19 protein-coding genes and 11 tRNA genes are annotated in these 22294 nt (G+C 60.4%); 11 read left to right on the top strand and 19 right to left on the bottom strand.

What is annotated here, in order from left to right:
* Positions 1–9 precede the first annotated feature (9 nt).
* From HNP33_RS13740 to HNP33_RS13705, 8 genes are all read left to right on the top strand, one after another.
* Positions 10–375 (top strand): Na+/H+ antiporter subunit C, encoded by a 366-nt coding sequence (locus tag HNP33_RS13740; protein WP_184709321.1) that lies wholly within the window; start codon positions 10–12, stop codon positions 373–375.
* Positions 375–2141: a monovalent cation/H+ antiporter subunit D gene (locus HNP33_RS13735; protein WP_184709323.1), complete on the top strand. Its 1767-nt coding sequence runs from the start codon at positions 375–377 to the stop codon at positions 2139–2141. The genes HNP33_RS13740 and HNP33_RS13735 overlap by 1 nt, the downstream gene beginning before the upstream one ends.
* Entirely contained in the window at positions 2138–2626 is a 489-nt protein-coding gene (locus tag HNP33_RS13730) for a Na+/H+ antiporter subunit E (RefSeq protein ID WP_184709325.1), read from the top strand. The genes HNP33_RS13735 and HNP33_RS13730 overlap by 4 nt, the downstream gene beginning before the upstream one ends.
* Complete coding sequence (locus HNP33_RS13725; protein ID WP_184709327.1) at positions 2623–2901, top strand: K+/H+ antiporter subunit F; 279 nt, start codon at positions 2623–2625, stop codon at positions 2899–2901. Before HNP33_RS13730 ends, HNP33_RS13725 begins: the two co-directional genes overlap by 4 nt.
* Positions 2898–3275: a monovalent cation/H(+) antiporter subunit G gene (gene mnhG / locus HNP33_RS13720; protein WP_184709329.1), complete on the top strand. Its 378-nt coding sequence runs from the start codon at positions 2898–2900 to the stop codon at positions 3273–3275. The genes HNP33_RS13725 and mnhG overlap by 4 nt, the downstream gene beginning before the upstream one ends.
* Before the next feature lie 107 nt (positions 3276–3382).
* Positions 3383–5197, top strand: a complete 1815-nt coding sequence (locus tag HNP33_RS13715; protein ID WP_184709332.1) for a peptidase M14 — start codon at positions 3383–3385, stop codon at positions 5195–5197.
* A gap of 85 nt (positions 5198–5282) precedes the next feature.
* Entirely contained in the window at positions 5283–5666 is a 384-nt protein-coding gene (crcB, locus tag HNP33_RS13710) for a fluoride efflux transporter CrcB (protein WP_184709424.1), read from the top strand.
* Positions 5667–5860: 194 nt separating this feature from the next.
* Complete coding sequence (locus tag HNP33_RS13705) at positions 5861–6724, top strand: TIGR00730 family Rossman fold protein (protein WP_184709334.1); 864 nt, start codon at positions 5861–5863, stop codon at positions 6722–6724.
* Between the two features lie 86 nt (positions 6725–6810).
* Here HNP33_RS13705 and HNP33_RS13700 read toward each other — a convergent pair whose 3' ends face one another.
* The 6 genes from HNP33_RS13700 to HNP33_RS13675 all read right to left on the bottom strand — a co-directional run bounded on the left by HNP33_RS13700 (position 6811) and on the right by HNP33_RS13675 (position 14575).
* On the bottom strand, positions 6811–8088 hold the full coding sequence (locus tag HNP33_RS13700) for an MFS transporter (RefSeq protein ID WP_184709427.1): 1278 nt from the start codon (positions 8086–8088) through the stop codon (positions 6811–6813).
* A 239-nt stretch (positions 8089–8327) separates the two neighbouring features.
* On the bottom strand, positions 8328–9902 hold the full coding sequence (gene rmuC, locus HNP33_RS13695) for a DNA recombination protein RmuC (RefSeq protein ID WP_325064940.1): 1575 nt from the start codon (positions 9900–9902) through the stop codon (positions 8328–8330).
* A 96-nt stretch (positions 9903–9998) separates the two neighbouring features.
* Entirely contained in the window at positions 9999–10997 is a 999-nt protein-coding gene (locus tag HNP33_RS13690) for a 2-hydroxyacid dehydrogenase (RefSeq protein ID WP_184709336.1), read from the bottom strand.
* 146 nt (positions 10998–11143) lie between these two features.
* Complete coding sequence (locus tag HNP33_RS13685) at positions 11144–12574, bottom strand: sodium:proton antiporter (RefSeq protein ID WP_184709338.1); 1431 nt, start codon at positions 12572–12574, stop codon at positions 11144–11146.
* A 158-nt stretch (positions 12575–12732) separates the two neighbouring features.
* Positions 12733–13986, bottom strand: a complete 1254-nt coding sequence (gene pncB / locus HNP33_RS13680; protein ID WP_184709340.1) for a nicotinate phosphoribosyltransferase — start codon at positions 13984–13986, stop codon at positions 12733–12735.
* Positions 13987–14107: 121 nt separating this feature from the next.
* Positions 14108–14575 (bottom strand): acyl-CoA thioesterase, encoded by a 468-nt coding sequence (locus tag HNP33_RS13675; RefSeq protein WP_184709431.1) that lies wholly within the window; start codon positions 14573–14575, stop codon positions 14108–14110.
* Between the two features lie 406 nt (positions 14576–14981).
* On the opposite strand from HNP33_RS13675, the gene HNP33_RS13670 reads away from it, so the two are divergent.
* The 3 genes from HNP33_RS13670 (at position 14982) to HNP33_RS13660 (ending at position 17992) form a co-directional block, all read left to right on the top strand.
* Positions 14982–15536, top strand: coding sequence for a phasin family protein (locus tag HNP33_RS13670; protein WP_184709342.1), 555 nt, complete (start codon positions 14982–14984; stop codon positions 15534–15536).
* Positions 15537–15979: 443 nt separating this feature from the next.
* Positions 15980–17026: an extracellular solute-binding protein gene (locus HNP33_RS13665; protein ID WP_184709344.1), complete on the top strand. Its 1047-nt coding sequence runs from the start codon at positions 15980–15982 to the stop codon at positions 17024–17026.
* A 207-nt stretch (positions 17027–17233) separates the two neighbouring features.
* The gene (locus HNP33_RS13660) at positions 17234–17992 is read left to right on the top strand and encodes a 3-hydroxyacyl-CoA dehydrogenase (RefSeq protein ID WP_184709346.1); all 759 of its coding nucleotides are present in this window, start codon (positions 17234–17236) and stop codon (positions 17990–17992) included.
* 140 nt (positions 17993–18132) lie between these two features.
* Here the strand turns inward: HNP33_RS13660 and HNP33_RS13655 are convergent.
* From HNP33_RS13655 to HNP33_RS13595, 13 genes are all read right to left on the bottom strand, one after another.
* Positions 18133–18209: transfer RNA gene (locus tag HNP33_RS13655), tRNA-Asp, on the bottom strand.
* Positions 18210–18257: 48 nt separating this feature from the next.
* A tRNA-Glu gene (locus HNP33_RS13650) sits at positions 18258–18333 on the bottom strand.
* Positions 18334–18375: 42 nt separating this feature from the next.
* Positions 18376–18451, bottom strand: a tRNA-Ala gene (locus HNP33_RS13645).
* 107 nt (positions 18452–18558) lie between these two features.
* A tRNA-Asp gene (locus tag HNP33_RS13640) sits at positions 18559–18635 on the bottom strand.
* 48 nt (positions 18636–18683) lie between these two features.
* Positions 18684–18759, bottom strand: a tRNA-Glu gene (locus HNP33_RS13635).
* Positions 18760–18801: 42 nt separating this feature from the next.
* Positions 18802–18877: transfer RNA gene (locus HNP33_RS13630), tRNA-Ala, on the bottom strand.
* A 108-nt stretch (positions 18878–18985) separates the two neighbouring features.
* Positions 18986–19062, bottom strand: a tRNA-Asp gene (locus tag HNP33_RS13625).
* A 48-nt stretch (positions 19063–19110) separates the two neighbouring features.
* A tRNA-Glu gene (locus HNP33_RS13620) sits at positions 19111–19186 on the bottom strand.
* A gap of 85 nt (positions 19187–19271) precedes the next feature.
* Positions 19272–19348, bottom strand: a tRNA-Asp gene (locus HNP33_RS13615).
* A gap of 49 nt (positions 19349–19397) precedes the next feature.
* Positions 19398–19473 (bottom strand) — tRNA-Glu (locus HNP33_RS13610).
* A gap of 48 nt (positions 19474–19521) precedes the next feature.
* A tRNA-Ala gene (locus HNP33_RS13605) sits at positions 19522–19597 on the bottom strand.
* Positions 19598–19664: 67 nt separating this feature from the next.
* A complete protein-coding gene (gene gltX, locus HNP33_RS13600) occupies positions 19665–21065 on the bottom strand; it encodes a glutamate--tRNA ligase (protein WP_184709348.1) in 1401 nt (466 codons plus the stop codon).
* A complete protein-coding gene (locus HNP33_RS13595; RefSeq protein WP_184709350.1) occupies positions 21062–22276 on the bottom strand; it encodes an O-succinylhomoserine sulfhydrylase in 1215 nt (404 codons plus the stop codon). Before HNP33_RS13595 ends, gltX begins: the two co-directional genes overlap by 4 nt.
* Positions 22277–22294: the final 18 nt, after the last annotated feature.

Genomic DNA, 22294 nt, shown 5'->3' with positions numbered 1-22294 from the left:
AAGCGACCGATGGAAATCGTTCTTGCCATTGCCATTGGCGTGCTGACCGGCTCCGGCGTCTGGCTGCTGCTGCGCCCGCGCACATTCCAGATCATCATGGGATTGCTGCTGCTGTCGTATGCCGTCAACCTGTTCATTTTCAGCATGGGCCGCGTAGGCCTGGTCGTCGACCGTGAGCCCATTCTCCAGCCCGGTGTGCCCACCGATCTGATGCACTATGCCGACCCCATGCCGCAAGCCCTGGTGCTGACGGCCATCGTCATCGGCTTTGCGATGACCGCGCTCTTTCTGGTGGTACTGCTGGCGTCGCGCGGCATGAGTGGCACCGACCACGTGGACGGCTCGAACTCCAACGACGTGCAGGAGATGCACTGATGTCGTTGCTTGCGTTGACTGAACGTCTGATGCCGCACCTGCTGCTGGCTCCCATTCTGCTGCCCATGCTGACGGCAGCGTTGATGCTGACCTTGAGCGAGCAGCACCAGCGCATCAAACTGCTGGTAAACATCACCTCCTGCACCCTGGGTCTGGCGATTGCAATCGCCCTAGTCAAGTGGAGCAGCCAGGAGGGCGTTGCCAACACGATGAGCGTCTACCTGGCCGGCAACTGGGCCGCGCCTTTCGGCATCGTGCTGGTTCTCGACCGCCTGTCCGCGCTGATGCTGCTGACTACCAGCGTGGTGGCCACCTGCGCCGTCATCTACTCGGGCGCCCGCTGGCACCGGGCGGGCGTGCACTTTCATGTGCTGTTCCAATTTCAGCTGATGGGGCTTGCGGGTGCCTTTCTCACCGGCGACCTGTTCAACTTGTTCGTGTTCTTCGAGATCATGCTCGCCGCATCCTATGGCCTGCTGCTGCATGGTTCGGGCAAGGCGCGCGTGCAGCACGGGCTGCACTACATTGCCATCAACCTGGCGGCGTCCTCGCTCTTCCTGATTGGCGTGTCCATGCTCTACGGCATTACCGGCACGCTGAACATGGCTGATCTGGCACGCATCATTCCCAGCGTCTCCAGCGCGGACCGGGGCCTGCTCCATACCGCAGCCGGCATTCTGGCCACCGCCTTCCTGATCAAGGCTGCAGTCTGGCCGCTCAACTTCTGGCTCGTGCCCGCCTATGGTGCGGCCACGGCGCCGGTGGGCGCGATCTTTGCGCTGATGACCAAGGTCGGCATCTACACCATCCTGCGTCTGTGGACCCTGATGTTCAGTACCGAAGCCGGGCCATCCGCCTACTTTGGCAGCGCCTGGCTGATTCTGGGTGGTCTGGCCACCATGGGCTATGCAGGTGTGGCCATGCTGGGCACGCAAAGGCTGGGCCATGTGGCCGGTTATGCGGCCATTCTGTCGGCAGGCACCCTGCTTGCCGCAACAGGCTTCGGGCAGAACCTGATGACCGCTGCGCTGCTGTACTACCTGCCCAGCTCGACCCTGGCTGTCGCCGTGCTCTTTTTGCTGGCGGATCTGATCGACCGCTGGCGCACCGAAGGCAGCGATGTGGTGCGGTTTGACGACGAAGAGGCGCCCTTTCTCACACCCGAGTTGCTGCCGCGCGAGGGGCTGAATCTGGATGAAGACGAAGAAGTGCTGATCGGCCGGGTCATCCCTGCGTCCATGGCCTTCCTGGGGCTGTCGTTCGTGGTCTGCACGCTGGTGATTTCGGGCCTGCCTCCGCTGTCGGGCTTCATCGGCAAGTTTGCCATGCTCGATGCATTGCTCAACCCCCTGGGCCTGGGCTCTTCGGCCGGTACTAAGATCGGCTGGCTCGGCGGGCTGTTCATGGCTGCGCTCATCGGCACGGGCTTGATGGCCCTCACAGCGCTGGTACGCATCGGTATCCGCGAGTTCTGGTCCAGCATCAGCCGTAGCACGCCCAAACTCAAGGTGATTGAAGGCCTGCCCATCGGGCTGCTGCTTGGCTGCACGGTGCTGATGGTGGTGTACGCCGGCGATGTGATGCGCTTTACCCAGCGGGCAGCCAACAACCTCCACGCTCCGGGCAACTACGTGCGCTCGGTGCTGGACAAAGACCCGCTGCCTTCGCCCAGCGCGGCCTCCTCGCACTTCCCGGCAACGCCAGGCGCTCTTCCCAGCCCCGCGTCAGCACCTGATGCGCCCACCACTGGAGGTTCTGCGCCATGAAACGCCTTTTCCCCGCGCCACTGCTGTCGGTACTCCTGTGCCTGGTGTGGCTGCTGCTCAACCGCAGCGCCAGCGCAGGCCAGATCATTCTTGGGGTGCTGTTGGGCTGGTTGATTCCCATGCTCACACAGGGACTGCGTCCGCGCCAGGTCAGCATCAAAAAACCCTGGACCATTGTTCGCCTTGGATTGCGCGTTGCGGGCGACTCCCTGCACTCCAACGGGGCAGTGCTGCGCCTGCTGCTGATGCCGGGCAGCCGGAAAAAGCCCGCAGGCTTTGTGCATGTGCCCTTGCAGCTGCGCGATCCCAACGGTCTTGCCGTACTGGCCATGATCGTCTGCATCACCCCCGGCACGGCGTGGGCGGAGATATCGCGTGACCGCTCGATCCTGCTGCTGCACGTGCTGGAGGCCGACGACCCACAAGGCATCATCGACCACATCAAGGCCTGCTACGAACGGCCGCTCATGGAGATTTTCGAATGAACACCATTCTTGCCTGGACCATGCCAGCTGCCCTTTTCATCCTGCTGCTGGCCATGCTGTTTGCCATGATCCGCCTGCTCAAAGGCCCGCAGGCGCAGGACCGCGTTCTGGCCCTCGACTGCATGTACCTGATCGGCATGCTGGCCATGCTGGTGCTGGGCATTCACTATGCATCGGTCAACTACTTTGAAGCGGCACTGCTGGTGGCGCTGTTCGGCTTTGTCAGCTCCACGGCCATGGCCAAGTTCCTGCTGCGCGGCGAGGTGATTGAATGACGGAAATCCAACTCCCCATCTGGGTACAGATTCTGGTGTCGGTGCTGGTTCTGGCTGGCACCTTGATCACGCTGATCGGTGCGCTCAGCCTGTTTCGCCTGCCCAGCTACTACGAGCGCGTCCATACGCCCTCCATCATCGCCTGCGCCGGCTGCTGGCTCATCGTATGGAGCTCCATACTGTTTTTCAGCCTGCAATCGAACAAACCCAGCTTCCACACCTTGCTGATTGCAGTGCTGTTGTCCGTCGCAGTGCCCATCACCAATATCTTCCTGATGCGCGCGGCCCTGTTCCGTGACCGGCGCATGGGCAAGGACGTGCCAGCCAGCGTGAGCCGCATCGTGGCGGCCGATCCGGATACCAACGACGCCTGAGAACCTGTTCAAAGAACGGGTTCGCAAATATGTGCCGGGGAGACAGCAAGGGCACTGCGCATGCCCTATGCTGATGGACTGCAAGATTCCAATCGTCCGTCCCCGCCATGACCATTCTGCTCTCCAGCACCATCGATCGCACACTCACCCAGTGGGTTCAGGCGCGTCTCGCCGACCCGCAGCCCGATGTTTTCTGGCAGCTGTGGTGCTTTGAAGGTGTGCAGGCGCGCCGCGCCGCCGAGCAACAGCTCGCTGCCCAGGGCATCCGTGCCCGCATCCGCAGCAGCTACAAACCTTTGGTGCACGCGCTGCTGGAAGACGTACAGATGGACGGACTGCGTGCCGTCGAACTGCATTACCCCGTGCACGCCGAAGCCGCCAGCAACCGTTTTTTGCTGGAAGCCTATCCACTGGCAGCCATGCTCTCGCACATCGATCTGCAGATGCAGCCGCACCCCCATGGAAGTGGCGACGATCACTACAGCCTGCACCTGCACTACCGGGGTGGCCGTCACCAGCAAATGCATGTGTTTGCACCCAATCGCCGCTTTGAGACCGTCCGAGGCGGGCACGGCATCACCCCGTGCGGCTGGGAGCGATCGCAGGATTCGCAAGGCGCCTACATGCACGATGCGCCTCTGGTCACCGATTACGAGCAGGCCTACCAGCAAGCCATGCAATGCATTCGCCAGCACCCCTGGCCTGCCGAAGAGCCCTATTTCGGCCGCCTGCATATCCACATGGAACTGCCAGGCTTCGAGCAGCCGATCAGCGGCACGGGCGAAGTGATGAGCACGCCCGAAGCCATGCACGAGGAGCTGTATTTCTCGCTGCTGGAGCATTTTCAACAGGTGTCGGGCCGCCCCGCCGGTGACCGGCGCCTGCAACCCGGGCAGATGGTGCCCGACATCCGCATGGCAGCCGGTGGTACCGACCCACTGGCGCTGCAGCACGTCTCAGTGCGCGTCGAAAGCCAGGCACTCCCTCTGCCAGAGCCGCTGGCCCATCGCGCAGCTGTGTTTGCAAACGCAGAAGCTGCCGCCCAAGCTGCAGCTGCACTGCAACAAGCCCCAAGCCTTGCACAGATTGCCGAGCTGACGCAGCCCTTGTTCGACACCTATGGCACCGCCTGGCAAGGGCGCAGCGTGCAAGGCCGAACGATTGCCGCCACCTACAAAAAGGGAAGCGGCCACGCCGTGCTGCTGAGCGGCGGCCAGCACGCCAACGAAATCTCCGGCACCCATGGAGCGCTGCGCGGCGCGCTTGCGCTGGCAGCGCAGCCCGACAGCCACTTCGCCTACATTCCCGTCGAAAACCCCGACGGCTACGCCTTGCACGAGTGGTACCGCAGCTACGCGCCAGAGCAGATGCACCACGCCGCGCGCTACACCGCGCTGGGCGACGACCTGGAGTACCGCGACTCTGCGCCCTGGTACGAGAGCGCCGTGCGCCACGATGCGCTGGCGGGCAGCGGCGCGCAGCTCCATCTGAGCCTGCACGGTTACCCTGCCCATGAATGGACGCGCCCTCTCACCGGCTACATCCCGCAGGGCTTTGACCTGTGGACCGTGCCCAAGGGCTTTTTCCTGATCCTGCGCTACCACGACGGCTGGGAAGATGCAGCCACCGCCCTTGCCGAGAAAGTGGCCCTCGCGCTCACCCAGGTGCCCGGTCTCGCGGCCTATAACGAACGCCAGCTGCGCCACTACCAGCAGCACTCGGGCCTGCAGCCGTTCACGCTGCGGCACGGCACGCCTTGCACCATCAGCGCCCATGCGGCATCGCCCGCGCCGGTCACGCTGATCACCGAGTTTCCCGACCAGACCGTCATTGGCGATGCCCTCCACCTGGCGCATACCGCGCAGCAGGCTGCAGTGCTGGCCGCCTATGCGGCTTGGCAGGAAATTATGCAAAATAGATAGCAAGCAGCGCTTTCCACGTGCGTGCAGACAGTGGATTTTCGAATGTATGATCAAACCCGTTGTTGCTGCCTCGCTGAAAAACACCATGTGGAACATCCTGGGTATCTCCGTCGGCGCCGTCCTGGGCGCTCTTGCACGCTGGCAACTGGGTCGCTGGTTCAACCAGCCGCATGCCTTGCTGCCCTGGGGCACGCTAGCCGCCAATCTGGTGGGCGGCTACACCATCGGCCTGCTGGTCGCGCTGTTCCAGAACTCGCCGGGCATTGACCCCGTCTGGCGGCTGGTGCTGATCACCGGCTTTCTGGGCGCGCTCACCACCTTTTCCAGCTTTTCTGCAGAGACGGTGTCGATGCTGCAGGCTGAGCGCTATGGCCTTGCGTTGCTGCAATGCAGCCTGCACCTGTTCGGATCGCTCGCGCTGACAGCGCTGGGCCTGGCAACCGGCAACGCCCTGTGGGCCAGCCGGTGACAGCCCCCTGCCCGGCCGCATTTGTGGGCATGAAAGGTGCGCCGAGGCATTTTTGACACTTTTCGCATCCAAGCCCTATTAAAACGCTATATATTCAGTAGCTATCAGCGCTTGAATAACTTGCGCTGATGGCTTTTTTGTTTCAGGCATTGCCAGTGCACGCTATGGCTTGCACCACGACAGAGAGAGACACCATGGACGCCAATACCCAGCTCGATGAACAAGTCATGGCTCATGACTGGAATCTGTTCAGCAAGGACCCCGCAGATGACACCGCGATGACGCGCGATTCCTACCGCCTCGCCTTTGCCGACCCCGAGTTCCTCAGCCGCCGCGAAACCCGTGCCATACGCTTTCAGCTCGAAATGCTCAAGCCCGATCTGGAGCTGAGTGCGCAGGGCATCAACAACACGGTGGTGGTATTTGGCAGCGCCCGCTTCATCGCGCCGGAAGAGGCCGAGCAAAGGCTGGAAGCCGCCAAGACCCAGGGCGATACCAAAGCCATTGCTCTTGCCCAGCGCGCCATGGCCAACAGCCGCTACTATGATGCGGCGCGCCGCTTTGCGCGGCTGGTGGCCAAGTTCAGCGAAACGCAAAAGCTCGAAGACCGCCTCTACATCTGCACCGGCGGCGGCCCCGGCATCATGGAAGCGGCCAACCGCGGCGCCCATGAAGAGCATGCCCCCAATGTAGGCATGAACATCACCCTGCCGCACGAGCAATCGGGCAACCGCTACATCACGCCGGAGCTGTGCTTCAAGTTCCACTACTTTGCACTGCGCAAGATGCACCTGATGATGCGCGCCAAGGCGCTGGTCGTCTTTCCTGGCGGCTTTGGCACCATGGATGAACTGTTCGAGGTACTGACCCTGGTGCAGACCCACAAGGCCAAGGGCGTGCCCATCGTGCTGTTCGGTTCCGATTTCTGGAGCCGCATGCTGAACTTTGACGTGATGATCGAGTACGGCACCATCTCGCCCGATGACGTCAAGCTCTTCCACATCACCGACGATGTGCACGAAGCCTGCCGACTGATCCAGGCGTTCTATCAAGGCTGAGCGGATTCTCGCCCCCTTCGCCCAACAAAAAAGCAGCTCCTGGCTGCTTTTTTGTTGGGTCATGAAAAGCGGTTTTGCTGCTGCTTTCAGGAATTGCCCGGCTTCTTGGGCTCCACATCGGTCACCCCATCATCGCTGGCCGCAGCCGCATGCGCTTGGTGTGATGCGGCCTGTGCCTCGATGGAAGTGAACGTGGGCAGCGGCGTGCGGCCCAGAACCCAGGCCATGCGCGAGCCTGCCCCCACCAGTGCGCCCATCACCCAGAACACGCCGCCCACGCCAATGGCCGCGCCCGCCGCGCCAAACATCAACGGCATGCACACGCTCGATCCGTTGATCAGCATCAGCCGCAAGCCCACGGCCTCGCCATGGCGCTCTTCAGGGGTGATCTGGTGCAGCATGCTCATGGCCATGGGCTGCACGCTGCCCAGTGCAAGCCCCAGGAGCGCCGAGCACACAGCCATGGCCAGGGCGCCAGGCATCAGCGGATAGATGGCAAACACGGCAGCAGTGAGCAGCATGGCCACCATCACGACACTCATCTCGCGCATGTGGTGCGAGATGCTGGGCAGCAGCACGCGGATGACAAAGGCAGCCAGGGCAAACACCCCCAGCACCGTGCCGATCTCGGAAGCCGACAACCCTTTTTCATGCCCCAGAAGCGGCACCACAAAAGTGTGCACATCCCAGCAGGATGCCACCAGCCAGTTCACCAGCAGCAGGCGGCGAAAGCTCTGCTCACGCAGCAGATCCCAGGCATGGTGCGGCTGGCCGTCGCTCCTGGGGGCCGCAGCGGGCAATTCGTGCGCCCCGCGCACGCACCACCAGGCCACCAGGGAAAACAGCGCCAGCACCGCAAAAGCGATGCGGTACGACAGGTTGTCACCCGCCTGCCTGGTGGAATGGTCGATGATCAGCCCCGTGACCATGGGCCCGAGAAAGTTCGCCACCGCAGGGCCCAGCGACAGCCAGCTGAAGATCTGCCGCAGCTCGCTCGCCTCGTGCGCCACACGGCCCGCATGGCGCTGCAGCGCAATGATGGAGATACCGCAGCCCGCCCCGGTCAGCAGGGCTGAGACACACAGCACGTCAAAGCGCGGAAACGCCACCCCAATGGCCGTGCCGGAGAAAGCAAGGCCAATGGCGATCAGCATGGGTTTCATGAACCCGTGCTTGTCGGTATAGCGGCCCGCTGGCAACGAGAGAAACACCTGCGTCAGCGCAAACAGGCTGAGCAAAAAACCCACGGCTCCCGGGCTGTAGCCATCGCGCAGTGCCAGCAGCGGTGCGGCCAGGCGTGTGCCTGTCATGCAGGAATGGACAAAAAACTGGCCGAAAATCAGCCGTATCAACTCGCGGTTCACGCACTCCCCTTGGCTGGTCCGCATTCCCGGTGCTGCCGATCTTTCAGCAACGGCTTGGTGGCTGCAGACACCCGACCCTGCGCAAAAAATAGCTGATTGCACTTAGCTGTATTGGCTTTCAGATAAGAAAGAAGGATGCTGAAAACCAATACAGGTATGCGCTGCCAGCTCTCATTTTTTGGCAACACTGCACGGTGCATTTCCCGTCATGGCCCATCAGAGGCCCGGAAAAAACACGCTCATGCGGACTTGTCCTGCATTGTCATCTGCGGCGCGGGCGGTTGACTGTCGCCTTCGTCGTCGGCGGCTGTTGCGGCGGCGTCAGTGTCGGAATTGGGCAACTCATGCACGCCCGAGAGGCGGCGTTTGATGGCCCGTGTGCGCACATCCACCTGCTCAAACTTCTTGGCCGCCTGGTCGATCGATTTGCGCGTGGCCTCCACCGCCTCGCCAAATTTGTTGAACTCGGTCTTGACCTGCCCCAGCACGGCCCACACCTCGGAGCTGCGCTTTTCAATCGCCAGGGTCTTGAAGCCCATCTGCAGGCTGCTCAGCATGGCCGCCAGATTGGCCGGGCCGGAGATCATCACGCGGCAGTCGTTCTGCACGGCTTCCACCAGACCGGGGCGGCGCATCACCTCGGCAAACAGGCCTTCGGTGGGCAGGTAGAGCACGGCAAAATCGGTGGTATGGGGCGGCGCCACGTACTTGTTGTGGATCTTGCGCGCCTCCAGGCGGATGGATGTCTCGAACCCATTGCTGGCCAACTGGATGGCGGCCTTGTCCATGCTCTCCTGCGCATCCAGAAGGCGCTGGTAATGCTCCACCGGGTATTTCGAATCGATCGGCAGCCACACCGGCGCATCATCGCGCCGGCCCGGCAGGCGGATGGCAAATTCCACCATGTCATCGCTGCCCGGCACGGTCTTCACGTTCCTGGCGTACTGGTCGGCCGTGAGCACGTTGTCGATGATCATGCCCAGTTGCAGCTCTCCCCAGGTGCCTCGCGTCTTGACGTTGGTCATCACCCGCTTCAGGTCGCCCACGCTGCCAGCGAGAGACTGCATCTCGCCCAGCCCCTTGTGCACCTGCTCCAGCCGGTCGCTCACCAGCTTGAAGGATTCGCCCAGGCGCTGCTCCAGCGTGGCGTGCAGCTTCTCGTCCACGGTCTTGCGCATCTCCTCCAGCTTGCAGGCGTTGTCGGTCTGGATGCTGGCCAGCCGCTCGTTCAAAGTGCCGCGCAACTGCTCGGCCTGCTGCTGGTGGCCCTGCGCAAGCTGGGCCAACTGTCGGCCCACGCCGTCTTGCAGGCCAGTCAGATGCGCCTGCACATCAACCTTCAGGCCCGAGAGGCTGTGCTGGTTGGCGCTGGTGAGGGCGTCCACCCGCTGGGTCAGCGAAGTATCGAGTGCCGAGAGCCGCTGGTTCACCGCCGCATCCAGATGCGCCAGACGCTGCGCCAGTTGCGCCTCAAACCCCGCCAACGCCTGCTGCAACTCCTGCCGGCCCAGGCGTGAATCGGCCACGCTTTGCGCAAGGCGCGCCTCCAGAGATTCACGAAACTCCCCCATCGCCTCCAGGCTGCCCTGGTTCAGCTCGCGCAACTGCAGGTTGAGGTGCTGCGCCAAATGGCTGAATGCTCCCTCATTGCGGGCCAATGCCTGCACCGTGGCCTGCAGATCGCGCCCCTGCTGCCCCAGCTGCTGTGCCCAGGGGTCGCTCAGATCCACCTTGGGGCGGCGTATCAGCAGGATCAGCACAATGGCAAGCGCCACCAGCAGCAAAAGCGCAAGCAAAATCAGTTCCAGGGTCACAATTGCATCCTGCAAAGCAAAACTACAAAAATAATAGCTGCTTGCGCCCGGTAGGTGAGCGCAAGCAGCTATTTTTACCCTAAATTTGTGCGACTGTTACTTTTGGCGGCGGGTGGCAGCATCCAGCTGGTTTACCGGCGTGACCGGCGCCTTGCCGCCCAGATAGGCAATCAGGTTGTCGGCCGCCAGTTGCGCCATGGCCAGGCGCGTGGGTGCGGTGGCGCTGGCAATGTGCGGCGTCAGCACCACGTTGGGCACCTCCAGCAGATCGGGGTGTACGGCGGGCTCGCCCTCGAACACATCCAGGCCCGCTGCCGCAATCTGGCGCGCCGCCAGCGCCTTGGCCAGCGCTGCGTCATCAACAATACCGCCGCGCGCAATATTGATGAGCGTGGCCGTGGGTTTCATCAACGCGATTTCGGCAGCGCCGATGGTGTGGTGCGCCTCGGGCGTGTAGGGCAGCACCAGCACCAGATGGTCGGCGGTTTGGAGCAGCTCTTCCTTGCCCACATAACGGGCCTTGCACTCGGCCTCCAGCGCAGGCTGGAGCTGCGAGCGGTTGTGGTAGATCACGTTCATGCCGAAGCCGAAGGCGCCGCGTTTGGCAATCGCCTGCCCAATGCGGCCCATGCCGAGAATGCCCAGCGTGGAGCCATGCACTTCGGTGCCCGCAAACAGATCGTAGCGCCAGTCCTTCCACAGGCCGGCACGCAGGTAATGCTCGCTCTCGCTGATGCGGCGGGCGGTCGCCATCAGGAGCGCAAAGCCGAAATCGGCGGTGGTTTCGGTCAGTACATCAGGTGCGTTGGTGCCCTGCACGCCTGCTGCCGTCATCGCAGCCACATCAAAATTGTTGTAACCCACGGCCATGTTGGCGCAGATCTTGAGCTGCGGGCAAGCCGCGAGCAAGGCTGCATCGATGCGCTGCGAGCCAGTGGTCAGCACGCCATCCATGCCCTGCAGCCGGTCAATCAGCTCGTCAGGTGACCACGCCACGTCCTCGGGGTTGGCGGTAACGTCAAAGTGCTGCTGCAACGTGCTCACCACTTCGGGCGAGATGGCTCGGGCAATCAAAATGCGAGGCTTGGAATTCATTGTTTTGTTCTCCTTGCTCAAGTATTGGTAGGAAACATTATTTTCATTTGGCATCTCCCAAACGGGGGACACCGAGGAAGGGCCGCCCCCGCACCGAGGGTGTCGTCCCCCTTTGGGGGAAGGCACAAAGCGCCTCAGGGGGAGCTTTATCTGAACCAGATGAATGTCATGACGATGAAAAGCGGCACCAGAATGCTGCACGACCAGGCCATGTAGCCAAAAAAGCTCGGCATGCGCACACCACGGCTCTCGGCAATGGCCTTGACCATCATGTTGGGAGCATTGCCGATATAGGTATTGGCGCCCATGAAAACGGCACCCGCCGAAATGGCCGCCAACGTGGTGCCCATGGTCGTCATCAGCGTGGCAGGGTCACCTCCCGCCGTATTGAAGAACACCAGGTAAGTCGGCGCATTGTCGAGGAAGCTGCTCAGAAAGCCTGTCGCCCAGAAATACATCGCCGGGTCAGGCGTGCCGTCCTGCCGCGTCACCGCGCGCACGATACCGCCAAACGGCCCGCTCTCGCCCGCCTGCAGCATGGCGATGACGGGAATGATGGTGAGGAAGATACCCGCAAACAGCTTGGCCACCTCCTGCATCGGCCCCCAGTCAAACTGGTTGGCCTGGTGCACCAGCTTGGGCGTGAGCACAAAGGACAGCACTGCCACCACGATCAAGCCAATATCGCGCACCAGGCCGGGAAGGCCTACATGGGCGCCAGCAATGGCAAAGCCCACATCCGACTTCCAGAACCCGCTCATCAGCACCAGGCCAACGACAGCGGCGAGCAGCGCGAAGTTGATCTTGCCGTCAAAGCCGATGGAGCCGGTATCGGGCGTGGGATCGGGACGGCTGATGGGCCCTTCGGCCTTGAATCTGGCGCTGTCGATCAGGTAGAAAATCACCAGCAACGCACCCACCAGGAACAGAGTCTCGGTAAAGATATGGCGCACGGTCCAGAAAAAGTCCACGCCCTTCAAAAAGCCCAGAAAGAGCGGCGGATCGCCCAGCGGCGTGAGCGAGCCCCCCGCGTTGGAGACGATGAAGATGAAGAACACCACCACATGGGCGCAGCTCTTGCGCGCGTCGTTGGCCCGGATCAGCGGACGGATCAGCAGCATCGATGCACCCGTGGTGCCCATAAAGCTCGCCAGCACCGCGCCGATGGCCAAAATGGCGGTATTGAGCGCCGGCGTGCCATGCAGGTTGCCACGAATGTAGATGCCGCCCGAGACGGTGAACAGCGCCGTCAGCAGAATCACAAAGGGAATGTATTCGGCCACCAAGGCATGCATCAGGCTGCCCGCTGCTGCCCCCACACCAAACACGGCGGCAAAAGGCAGCAGAAAGGCCAGAGCCCAGCCAGCTGCCACCTTGCCGAAATGGTGGTGCCAGAAATGCGGCAGAAACAGCGGCATCAGCGCAATCGACAGCAGAATGCCTGCGAACGGAATGCCCCAGGCGACCGACAGATCCGCCCCATTGAAACCCGCTGCGGAGGCCAGCCCCGGTACAGCCGCCCCGGCGGCCACCGCTCCACCACGCCACCTGCCCCACAGTCCTGAGCCTTGTCCCATGCCGAACTCCTTGCGTCTGTTTTTATAAAAATAATAGCTGGCAGCGCATACCAGGCGCGCGCCAAGAGCTGATTTTAATGAAACCAGCTGCCCCCGCCTGCTTGCGCGGGCGGGGGCAAACCCGCAGAGACGCCGCCCTCATCCACCCCCATCCCCCCTCAGCCAGCCCGCGCAGGCGCCGGAGACACGCCTTGCGGCGGCTGGTTATCGTTTGGCGGCAGGTTGAACACCTGGCGCAGATAGGCCAGGTATTTCTCGTCGTCGCACATGCCCTTGCCCGGCGCATCCGAAATCTTGGCCACCGGCTGGCCATTGCAAGCCGTCATCTTGATGACGATCTGCAGCGGCTCGTACCCCAGATCGTTCGTCAGATTGGTGCCGACGCCAAATGCCAGCTGGCAGCGGCCATGGAAGCGCTGGAACAGCTCGATCGTGCGCGGAATCGTCAAGGCATCGCTGAAGATCAGAATCTTCGTGAGCGGATCGACCTTGTGCTGCTTGTAATGCGCAATCAGGCGCTCGCCCCAGCTGAATGGGTCACCGCTGTCATGGCGCGCGCCGTCAAACAGCTTGCAGAAATACAGATCGAAGTCGCGCAGAAAAGCATCCATCCCATACACGTCCGACAGCGCAATGCCCAAATCGCCCCGGTACTCCTTGGCCCACATCTCAAAACCGAAGATCTGGCTCTCGCGCAGACGCGGCCCGAGCGACTGGCAGGCCTGCAGGTATTCGTGCGCCATCGTGCCTAATGGCGTGAGCCCCAACTCCTTGGCCAGCAGCAGATTACTGGTGCCCGCCAGTTGGCCCAGGCGTTCTCCGGGACGCGGCGTCTTGGTGACCACACCCAGGCCCCCAGCGAGCGAGCGCAGCACCTCTTCCTGCCAGCGGCGGCTGAAGCGGCGGCGCGTGCCGTAATCGGCAATCTTGAGTTGCTCCAGCCCCGGCGCATGCATGGCAGCAATCTTGGCTGCCAAGCGCTGGCGGCCCTCCTCCCAATCCGGCTGGGGCTGCGTATGGCGAAAATACACCTCATTGACAATGGCCAGCACCGGAATCTCGAACAGCACCGTATGCAGCCAGGGACCGCGAATGGTGATGTCGATCTCGCCATTGGGCTTGGGGCTGACGGTGATGTACTTTTCGTTGAGCTGGTAGAGCCGCAGAAAATCGATGAAATCGCTTTTGAGAAAGCGCATCGACTGGAGATAGGCCAACTCATCATCGCTGAACTGCAGCTGACACAGGGCTCTGATCTCGGCGCGAATCTCGTCCACATAGGGCGCCAGTTGCACGCCCGGGTTGCGGCAGCGGAACCGGTATTCCACCTGCGCCCCCGGAAACTGGTGCAGCACCACCTGCATCATCGTGAACTTGTACAGGTCGGTGTCCAGCAGACTTTGGATAATCATTGGTTGGCTGCGCAGGGCGCTCACCACCGGCTGCCGGTGTATGGCCTCAATGCCCTGCGCCTTTTCATATGGTCGCAACCTGCCAAGTGTAGGCGATTGCGCAGGCGCACGCCGCCAGCAGCTACCCCTGCCGCTGAATGGCCGTGACCGCCCGGCGCAAAGCGGCAGGCAGCGCCACCGGGCGGCGTTCGCCCCGGTCCACATACACATGCACAAAATGGCCGCAGGCCGCACTGGCCTCCTCGCCCGCCACAAAAATGCCTACCTCATAGCGAACACTGCTGCGGCCCACCTGGGCCACACGAATGCCCACATCCACATCTTGCGGAAAAGCCACTGGCGCAAAGTAATTGCAATGGGTCTCGATCACCAGACCAATCGTCTCGCTCGCGTGAATGTCGAGCGCGCCCTGCGCGATCAGATAGCGGTTCACCGCTGCATCAAACCAGCTGTAATAGACGACATTGTTGACATGGCCATACACATCGTTGTCGGACCATCTGGTGGTGACGCGCTGGAAATGGGCAAAGGCGCCGCGCAGTTGCGGCTGTGGCCGCTGAGGTGCGGCGTTGGCAGGCGTATCGCTCATGGCATGGCCGTTCAAGAATGTGTTCAAGGCGGTTCGCATTGTAAAAGCGACCAGGGCGGTCTCCCTGTCACCACTCAGGGCGCGAATTGCTGAACCATGCGCGCTTTGCCACACCACTGAAACAAAGCAGCGCTACAAATACAGAAAGAGGCTTTTCAGGCCGTGGATGGCGCAGACCAACTGGTTGCTCTTTCAACCAGTCTGCCACCTGGTAGCTGCTTGAATTCAAATAAAAAACACTTTGTTGCTGCAGTGCACAAAAAACACTTGCAAAAGCGTTCCAGATCCATACAATAACGATTATTGTGCAGTGCAGCAAAATGATCGCAATGCACAAGGATCACGGATGCAGACCGGCATCCGGATCTTGACCTTGAATGTTTGACTAACTAAACGGAGCAAGAAAATGGCATTGACCCCTGATCAAATCCTGGCTGCACACAAAGCTAACCTGGAAACCCTCGTTGGCCTGACCAACAAGGCCTTCGAAGGCGTGGAAAAGCTGGTGGAACTGAATGTTGCAGCTACCCGCGCTGCCCTGAACGACGCAGCCACCAACGCCAAGTCGGTGCTGGACGCCAAGAACGCCCAAGACCTGATCAGCGTGCAAGCTGGCCTGCTGCAGCCCATGGCTGAAAAGTCTGCTGCCTACAGCCGTCACCTGTACGAAATCGCTGCTGCAACCAGCCTGGAATTCAGCAAGGCATTCGAATCGCAAGCTGGCGAAGCCCAAGCCAAGTTCAACGAATTCGTGGACACCGCCGCCAAGAACGCACCTGCCGGTTCGGAAAGCGCCGTGGCTGTGATGAAGACTGCCGTTGCCGCCGCCAACAATGCCTACGACAGCGTGCAAAAGGCTGTCAAGCAAGCTGGCGAAGTGGCCGAAACCAACTTCAACACCATCACCAGCAATGTGGTGAAGGCCGCTGGCAACGTTGGCACCGCTGCCAAGAAGCGTTAATTCGGCGCTTATTAGTGCCTGGTAACCCCTTTGCGGATTGCTGGTTGGCTTTTTCAGCCCTGTTGCCAAACTCCTACAGTTTGGTAAAAAAACAGAAAGAGCCCTGGACAGACCAAAGGGTTAACCCTAGAATTACAGCATTGTGTTGAAAAACTCAACACACCCAGTTGTCTCCTTGGATCTTTTCGAAACCCAGTTTCATGGATCCTTTTAAAGCCCGGTTCACACCGGGCTTTTTTTTGGCTGCGTCCATGCAAAACAGGCTTCTCACAAAGTGCCCTATCGCTGGCTGGTCCCAGCGGCGCCGCTCTCATCACGGAAAAGTACGGCACGCACAACCACCAAACATCTGGCGCCGCATCGACTGCGATTCAAAAAACAATTGGGAATAATTCTTGTTTGAATTAAGATCGGGCATCTTTGTTCCTGGCCCACTCTGCCGTATGCAATCTCTCAAAGCCCTGGCACTCGCATGTGCCCTCGTCTCCGCCGGCGCTATCGCCCATGCTGAAGAAGTCGTCAACCTGTACTCGGCACGCCATTATTCGACCGATGAAGCGCTGTACACCAACTTCACCAAGGCCACGGGCATCAAGATCAATCGCGTGGATTCGGATGACGCAGGCATCATTGCCCGCCTCAAGGCCGAAGGTGCTGCCTCTCCTGCCGACGTCATCTTGATGGTGGACGCTGCACGTCTGTATCGCGGCGAAAAGGATGGCCTATTCCTGCCCATCCGCTCGCAAAAGCTCGAAGAAGTCATCCCTGCCAACCTGCGCGCCCAGCCTGAAGCGGATGGCGGCATTGCATGGTTTGGGCTGTCCACACGCGCGCGCATCATTGCCTACAACAAAGTCAAGGTGAAGAAGGAAGACGTAGACACCTACGAAGCCCTGGCTGACCCCAAGAACAAGGGCAAAATCTGCATCCGCTCGGGCTCCCACCCTTACAACCTGAGCATGTTCGGCGCCGTGACCGAGCATATGGGCGAGCAAAAGGCCCAGCAGTGGTTGCAGGGCGTCAAGGACAATCTGGCGCGCCCACCCAAAGGTGGCGACACCGACCAGATCAAGGCTGTCGCGGCCGGTGAATGCGATATCGCGGTCACCAACAGCTATTACTTTGCGCGCATGCTGCGCTCCAACAACCCAGAGGATGTGGCGGTCGCCAACAAGGTGGGCGTGGTGTTCCCCAACCAAAACAGCTATGGCACCCACCTGAACATTGCTGGCGGCGCCATCGCCAAATACACCAAGAACAAAGACAATGCCGTCAAGTTCCTGGAATATCTGGCCAGCCCCGAGGCACAAACCTACTTTGCCAACGGCAACAACGAGTGGCCAGCTGCCAAGAATGTGCAGGTAGACAACCCTGCCCTCAAGTCCATGACCCAAGGCAAGCCGTTCAAGAGCGAAACCATTCCCATCAGCGCCGTGGGCGCCAACATGGGCAAGGTACAGCAGATGCTGGATCGCGCCGGCTTCCAGTGACGCCAGGCGGCAGAGCGCCGCAGCCATGACACAAAAAGCCCGTTCGCGGGCTTTTTTTGCGACCGGAAAAGCAACTGTCCTCGGGTAAGATGCTGATCAATTGACGTTAACGTCAACTTGGAGCCTGCATAGCCTTGCTGGGTGAAGAACCTGCGAATGTGCTCCAAGGTCCATTAAAACCAATCTGCTCAACAAGGAGACACGGCAATGCAAATTTCAAACAAGGTATTCATTGTTACAGGCGGCGCATCGGGCCTGGGCGAAGGCACGGCGCGCATGCTGGCCAAGGAAGGCGCAACGGTCATCATCGCCGATATGAATGCAGACAAAGGCGAAGCCATTGCCAAGGAACTGGGTGGCGCTTTCGTCAAATGCGACGTATCCAACGCCGAGCAGGCGCAGGCCGTCGTCGACAAGGCCGTTTCGCTGGGCAAGCTGTTTGGTCTCGTCAATTGCGCTGGCATTGCCCCCGCTGAAAAGACGGTAGGCAAGAACGGCGCGCACTCACTGGACGTGTTCAGCAAGACGATCACTGTCAACCTGATTGGCAGCTTCAACATGATCCGTCTGGCTGCCACTGCCATGAGCAAGAACGAGCCAGAAGCCACCGGCGAGCGCGGCGTCTTGATCTCCACGGCCAGTGTGGCCGCCTACGATGGCCAGATCGGCCAGGCGGCGTATGCGGCGTCCAAGGGTGGCGTGGTGGGCATGACCTTGCCAATTGCCCGCGATCTGGCACGCAATGGCATCCGCAACATGACGATTGCACCCGGCATCTTCGGCACACCTATGCTGTTTGGCATGCCCCGGGAAGTGCAGGATGCGCTCGCAGCTGGTGTGCCCTTCCCCAGCCGCCTGGGCAAGCCAGAAGATTATGCCAAGCTGGTCAAACAGATCATCGAAAACGACATGCTCAACGGCGAAGTGATTCGCCTGGACGGCGCGATTCGCCTCGCCCCCAAATAAATCGCCACGTTTCAAACAAAATGCCTTCCTGTCATAGGAAGGCATTTTTATTGGCATATGCCCGCTGCCACTGAAAAAAGAAAACAAACCAAGACGCAAACAAAAAAGCCCTCTTGCCTGGCGCAAGAGGGCTTGGAATCTGGCGGAGTGGACGGGACTCGAACCCGCGACCCCCGGCGTGACAGGCCGGTATTCTAACCAACTGAACTACCACTCCTGGCAGGAAGCTTTGCTACACATTGTATAGCTTCAAGCGCTTCAAACTTGGCGACCCTACGGGGATTCGAACCCCGGTACTCACCGTGAAAGGGTGATGTCCTAGGCCTCTAGACGATAGGGTCAATCCTAGAACTTCTGACTGTTTTCAGCCAGCGTGTCTTATTTGGTGGAGGTAAACGGGATCGAACCGATGACCTCTTGCATGCCATGCAAGCGCTCTCCCAGCTGAGCTATACCCCCAATATTTCCATATCAACCCAATACTTTGTCGGGATCACTCGCGGTACTTCAGTACAGCTTCGCGATCCCTTCGCTTCTTGGATCGATCTAAAAACATTTAAAAACTGTGGCGGAGTGGACGGGACTCGAACCCGCGACCCCCGGCGTGACAGGCCGGTATTCTAACCAACTGAACTACCACTCCTGGCAGGAAGCTTTGCTACACATTGTATAGCTTCAAGCGCTTCAAACTTGGCGACCCTACGGGGATTCGAACCCCGGTACTCACCGTGAAAGGGTGATGTCCTAGGCCTCTAGACGATAGGGTCAATCCTAGAACTTCTGACTGTTTTCAGCCAGCGTGTTGTATTTGGTGGAGGTAAACGGGATCGAACCGATGACCTCTTGCATGCCATGCAAGCGCTCTCCCAGCTGAGCTATACCCCCCAATTTGCTGATATCACGCCATGACTTTGTCGGTCTCGTTCGCTGTACCTGAGTACAGCTTCACGCGCCCTTCGCGTCCTGACATGATCTCAACAAATTTTAAAACTGTGGCGGAGTGGACGGGACTCGAACCCGCGACCCCCGGCGTGACAGGCCGGTATTCTAACCAACTGAACTACCACTCCTGGCAGGAAGCTTTGCTACACATTGTATAGCTTCAAGCGCTTCAAACTTGGCGACCCTACGGGGATTCGAACCCCGGTACTCACCGTGAAAGGGTGATGTCCTAGGCCTCTAGACGATAGGGTCAAAACCTGGAACTACTTTTCAGCAACCGATTAAAAAAGCGCCCTCTTCATACAAAGGCGCTTTTTGCATCAAGCGACTGACCAAATGGCGGAGTGGACGGGACTCGAACCCGCGACCCCCGGCGTGACAGGCCGGTATTCTAACCAACTGAACTACCACTCCTGGCAGTGAAGCGTTGCTAGCTATTATATAGCATAAAGTGCTTCAAACTTGGCGACCCTACGGGGATTCGAACCCCGGTACTCACCGTGAAAGGGTGATGTCCTAGGCCTCTAGACGATAGGGTCAAAACCTAAGAACCGATTCATTAAAAACGCATCGTTTCTGACAAATCTTGGTGGAGGTAAACGGGATCGAACCGATGACCTCTTGCATGCCATGCAAGCGCTCTCCCAGCTGAGCTATACCCCCAAAATCCTGGCAAACAACTCTCAGTTACTAGTGCCGTTCACCAAAGACTTGAATTATAGGGTGAATTTTATCGCTTTTGGAGTCTTTCGATAATTTTTTCACGGCCCAGCAATGCAAGCACCGCATCCACTGATGGCGTATGGGCCGTGCCCACCGCCAAAACCCGCACCGGCATTGCCAGTTGGGGCATTTTGATGCCGTGGGCCTTGAGCACCTGCTTGAAACCCGCACTGATGGATTCCTTGCTCCAGTCGCCCTGCGCCAGTACCTCCAGGAGCTCATCGATCACAGGCGTGATTTCAGCGGTTACATGTTGCGCCAGGTCTTCTGCGGTTGGCTGAGGATCGCGGTAGAACACCTGGACCCAGTTGGCCAGATCAACCAGGGTGTCGCAGCGATCCTTGAAGAGGCCGCAGATGCGCGACATGCGGCCATCGGCCAGCTCCCGCGAATCAAGACCCTGCTTCTGCAGAAAAGGCATCACCATGGCGGCCAGCTCATCATCGGGCGTCATCTTCATGTGCTGTGCATTCACCCAGCGCAGTTTGGCATCGTCGAACTGGCCCGCGCTGCGGCCCAGGTGATCCAGGTTGAACCACTCCAGAAACTGTTGGCGCGAGAAGATTTCATCATCGCCGTGGCTCCAGCCCAGGCGCGCGAGGTAGTTCACCATGGCGTCAGGCAGGTAGCCTTCGTCACGGTATTGGGTGACGGCTTTGGCGCCATTGCGCTTGCTCATCTTCTCGCCCTGCTCGTTGAGCACAGTGGGCAGGTGGGCAAACACAGGCACAGTTGCCCCTAGCGCCTCAAAGATGTGGATCTGACGCGGCGTGTTGTTGACATGGTCGTCACCCCGGATCACGTGGGTGATGTTCATGTCCATGTCGTCCACGCAGACGCAGAAGTTGTAGGTGGGTGTGCCATCGGGGCGCGCGATCACGAGGTCATCCAGCTCCGAGTTCTGGAACTCGATGTGGCCCTTGCATTTGTCGTCCCAACCGACCACACCGGTCAAGGGTGTCTTGAAGCGCAGCACGGGCTTGACGCCTTCCGGTACCGGAGGCAGCACCTTGCCGGGCTCTGGTCGCCAGGTACCGTCGTAACGCGGTTTTTCCTTGTTGGCCATTTGCTTTTCGCGCAGCGCGTCCAGCTCTTCCATGCTCATGTAGCAGGGGTAGACAGCACCCTTTTCCTGCAAGGTGGCCAGCACTTCTTTATAGCGTGCCATACGCTGCATCTGGTAGAACGGGCCTTCGTCGGGCGTGAGCTGGAGCCAGGCCATGCCTTCCAGAATGACATCGACCGATGCCTGCGTGGAGCGCTCCAGGTCAGTGTCTTCGATGCGCAGGATGAAATCACCCTGGTTGGCACGTGCAAAGGCCCAGGGATACAAAGCCGAGCGAATATTGCCCAGGTGGATAAAGCCGGTTGGCGAAGGTGCGAATCGGGTACGTACTTTTTGTGTCATTTGAGAGTATCCAGTCCGCGGGAGAGGTCGGCTTTCAGATCATCCAGATGCTCCAGCCCCACGGAGATGCGAATCAGGCCCTGGCCCACGCCAGCGGCCTGGCGCTGCTCTTCGGTCAGGCGGCCGTGCGAGGTGCTGGCCGGGTGGGTGATGGTGGTTTTCACATCGCCCAGGTTGGCGGTGATGCTGCACAGCAAGGTGCTGTCGATCACATGGAAGGCGTTGGCGCGCAATTGCTCGGCATTGTGGCCACGCACATCGAACGACAACACGGCGCCACCCAGCCCGTTTTGCTGGCGCATGGCCAGCTCGTGCTGCGGATGGCTCTTGAGGCCCGGATAGTAAACCCGTGCCACCTTGGGGTGCGCTTCCAGCCAGGCGGCCAGCTCCAGCGCAGCAGCGCTTTCTGCCTTGACGCGCAGCGAGAGCGTCTCCAACCCCTTCATCACCACCCAGGCGTTGAAAGGCGAGAGGTTCAGGCCACCGCTGCGCAGGAAGGTGCCCATCACCTTGTCCACCAGCGCCACCGTGCCGCAGACGGCGCCCGCCATGACGCGGCCCTGGCCGTCGAGGAACTTGGTGCCCGAATGCACGACGAGATCGGCCCCAAGCCTGGCAGGCTGCTGCAGCACGGGAGTGGCAAAGCTGTTGTCCACGGCCAGCAAGGCACCGTGGGCATGGGCAATGTCGGCCAGCGCAGCGATGTCGCACAGGTCGGTGAGCGGGTTGGTCGGCGTTTCAGCAAACAGCATGCGCGTGTTTGGCTTGATGGCTGCCTTCCAGGCTGCGGTATCGGTTTGCGACACAAAGGTGGTCTCCACCCCGAAGCGCGCCATTTCGGTGCCCAGGAGCTTGATGGTGGAGCCAAACATGGACTGCGAGCAGATGACGTGATCGCCGGTCTTCAGTGCAGTAAGTGCCACCAGGAGAATGGCAGACATGCCCGTGGATGTGGCCACTGCACACTCGGTGCCTTCCATCGCGGCCAGCCTGCGCTCGAAGCTTGTCACGGTGGGGTTGCTGGTGCGCGTGTAGGTGTAGCCTTCTTCCTGCGCGGCAAAACGGCGTGCTGCCGTCTCGGCGCTGGGCTGCACAAAGCTGCTGGCCAGATACAGGGCTTCGCTGTGCTCACCCCATTGGCTGCGTTCCACAGCCTCACGAACCGCCAAGGTGTCTGGATGCAGACCCTGCGGCAATGCTTTATTTGTCATTCAGATTCCAGTACGACC

Origin of the sequence: Comamonas odontotermitis, from assembly GCF_014207855.1 — a bacterium.
Lineage (GTDB): Bacteria > Pseudomonadota > Gammaproteobacteria > Burkholderiales > Burkholderiaceae_C > Comamonas > Comamonas odontotermitis_A.
The sequence above is the reverse complement of the archived record's forward strand: the minus strand, read 5'-3'. Positions and strand labels throughout refer to the sequence as shown.

What these genes read in the sequence shown, in the direction of transcription:
- mnhG (WP_184709329.1), top strand. Translation starts at nt 2,898, where the DNA reads ATGACGGAAATCCAACTCCCCATCTGGGTACAGATTCTGGTGTCGGTG.
- HNP33_RS13685 (WP_184709338.1), bottom strand. Translation starts at nt 12,574, where the DNA reads ATGGGACAAGGCTCAGGACTGTGGGGCAGGTGGCGTGGTGGAGCGGTG.
- HNP33_RS13705 (WP_184709334.1), top strand. Translation starts at nt 5,861, where the DNA reads ATGGACGCCAATACCCAGCTCGATGAACAAGTCATGGCTCATGACTGG.
- HNP33_RS13735 (WP_184709323.1), top strand. Translation starts at nt 375, where the DNA reads ATGTCGTTGCTTGCGTTGACTGAACGTCTGATGCCGCACCTGCTGCTG.
- HNP33_RS13595 (WP_184709350.1), bottom strand. Translation starts at nt 22,276, where the DNA reads ATGACAAATAAAGCATTGCCGCAGGGTCTGCATCCAGACACCTTGGCG.
- HNP33_RS13670 (WP_184709342.1), top strand. Translation starts at nt 14,982, where the DNA reads ATGGCATTGACCCCTGATCAAATCCTGGCTGCACACAAAGCTAACCTG.
- HNP33_RS13730 (WP_184709325.1), top strand. Translation starts at nt 2,138, where the DNA reads ATGAAACGCCTTTTCCCCGCGCCACTGCTGTCGGTACTCCTGTGCCTG.
- HNP33_RS13690 (WP_184709336.1), bottom strand. Translation starts at nt 10,997, where the DNA reads ATGAATTCCAAGCCTCGCATTTTGATTGCCCGAGCCATCTCGCCCGAA.
- HNP33_RS13715 (WP_184709332.1), top strand. Translation starts at nt 3,383, where the DNA reads ATGACCATTCTGCTCTCCAGCACCATCGATCGCACACTCACCCAGTGG.
- HNP33_RS13675 (WP_184709431.1), bottom strand. Translation starts at nt 14,575, where the DNA reads ATGAGCGATACGCCTGCCAACGCCGCACCTCAGCGGCCACAGCCGCAA.
- HNP33_RS13740 (WP_184709321.1), top strand. Translation starts at nt 10, where the DNA reads ATGGAAATCGTTCTTGCCATTGCCATTGGCGTGCTGACCGGCTCCGGC.
- pncB (WP_184709340.1), bottom strand. Translation starts at nt 13,986, where the DNA reads ATGATTATCCAAAGTCTGCTGGACACCGACCTGTACAAGTTCACGATG.
- HNP33_RS13725 (WP_184709327.1), top strand. Translation starts at nt 2,623, where the DNA reads ATGAACACCATTCTTGCCTGGACCATGCCAGCTGCCCTTTTCATCCTG.
- gltX (WP_184709348.1), bottom strand. Translation starts at nt 21,065, where the DNA reads ATGACACAAAAAGTACGTACCCGATTCGCACCTTCGCCAACCGGCTTT.
- crcB (WP_184709424.1), top strand. Translation starts at nt 5,283, where the DNA reads ATGTGGAACATCCTGGGTATCTCCGTCGGCGCCGTCCTGGGCGCTCTT.
- HNP33_RS13660 (WP_184709346.1), top strand. Translation starts at nt 17,234, where the DNA reads ATGCAAATTTCAAACAAGGTATTCATTGTTACAGGCGGCGCATCGGGC.
- HNP33_RS13665 (WP_184709344.1), top strand. Translation starts at nt 15,980, where the DNA reads ATGCAATCTCTCAAAGCCCTGGCACTCGCATGTGCCCTCGTCTCCGCC.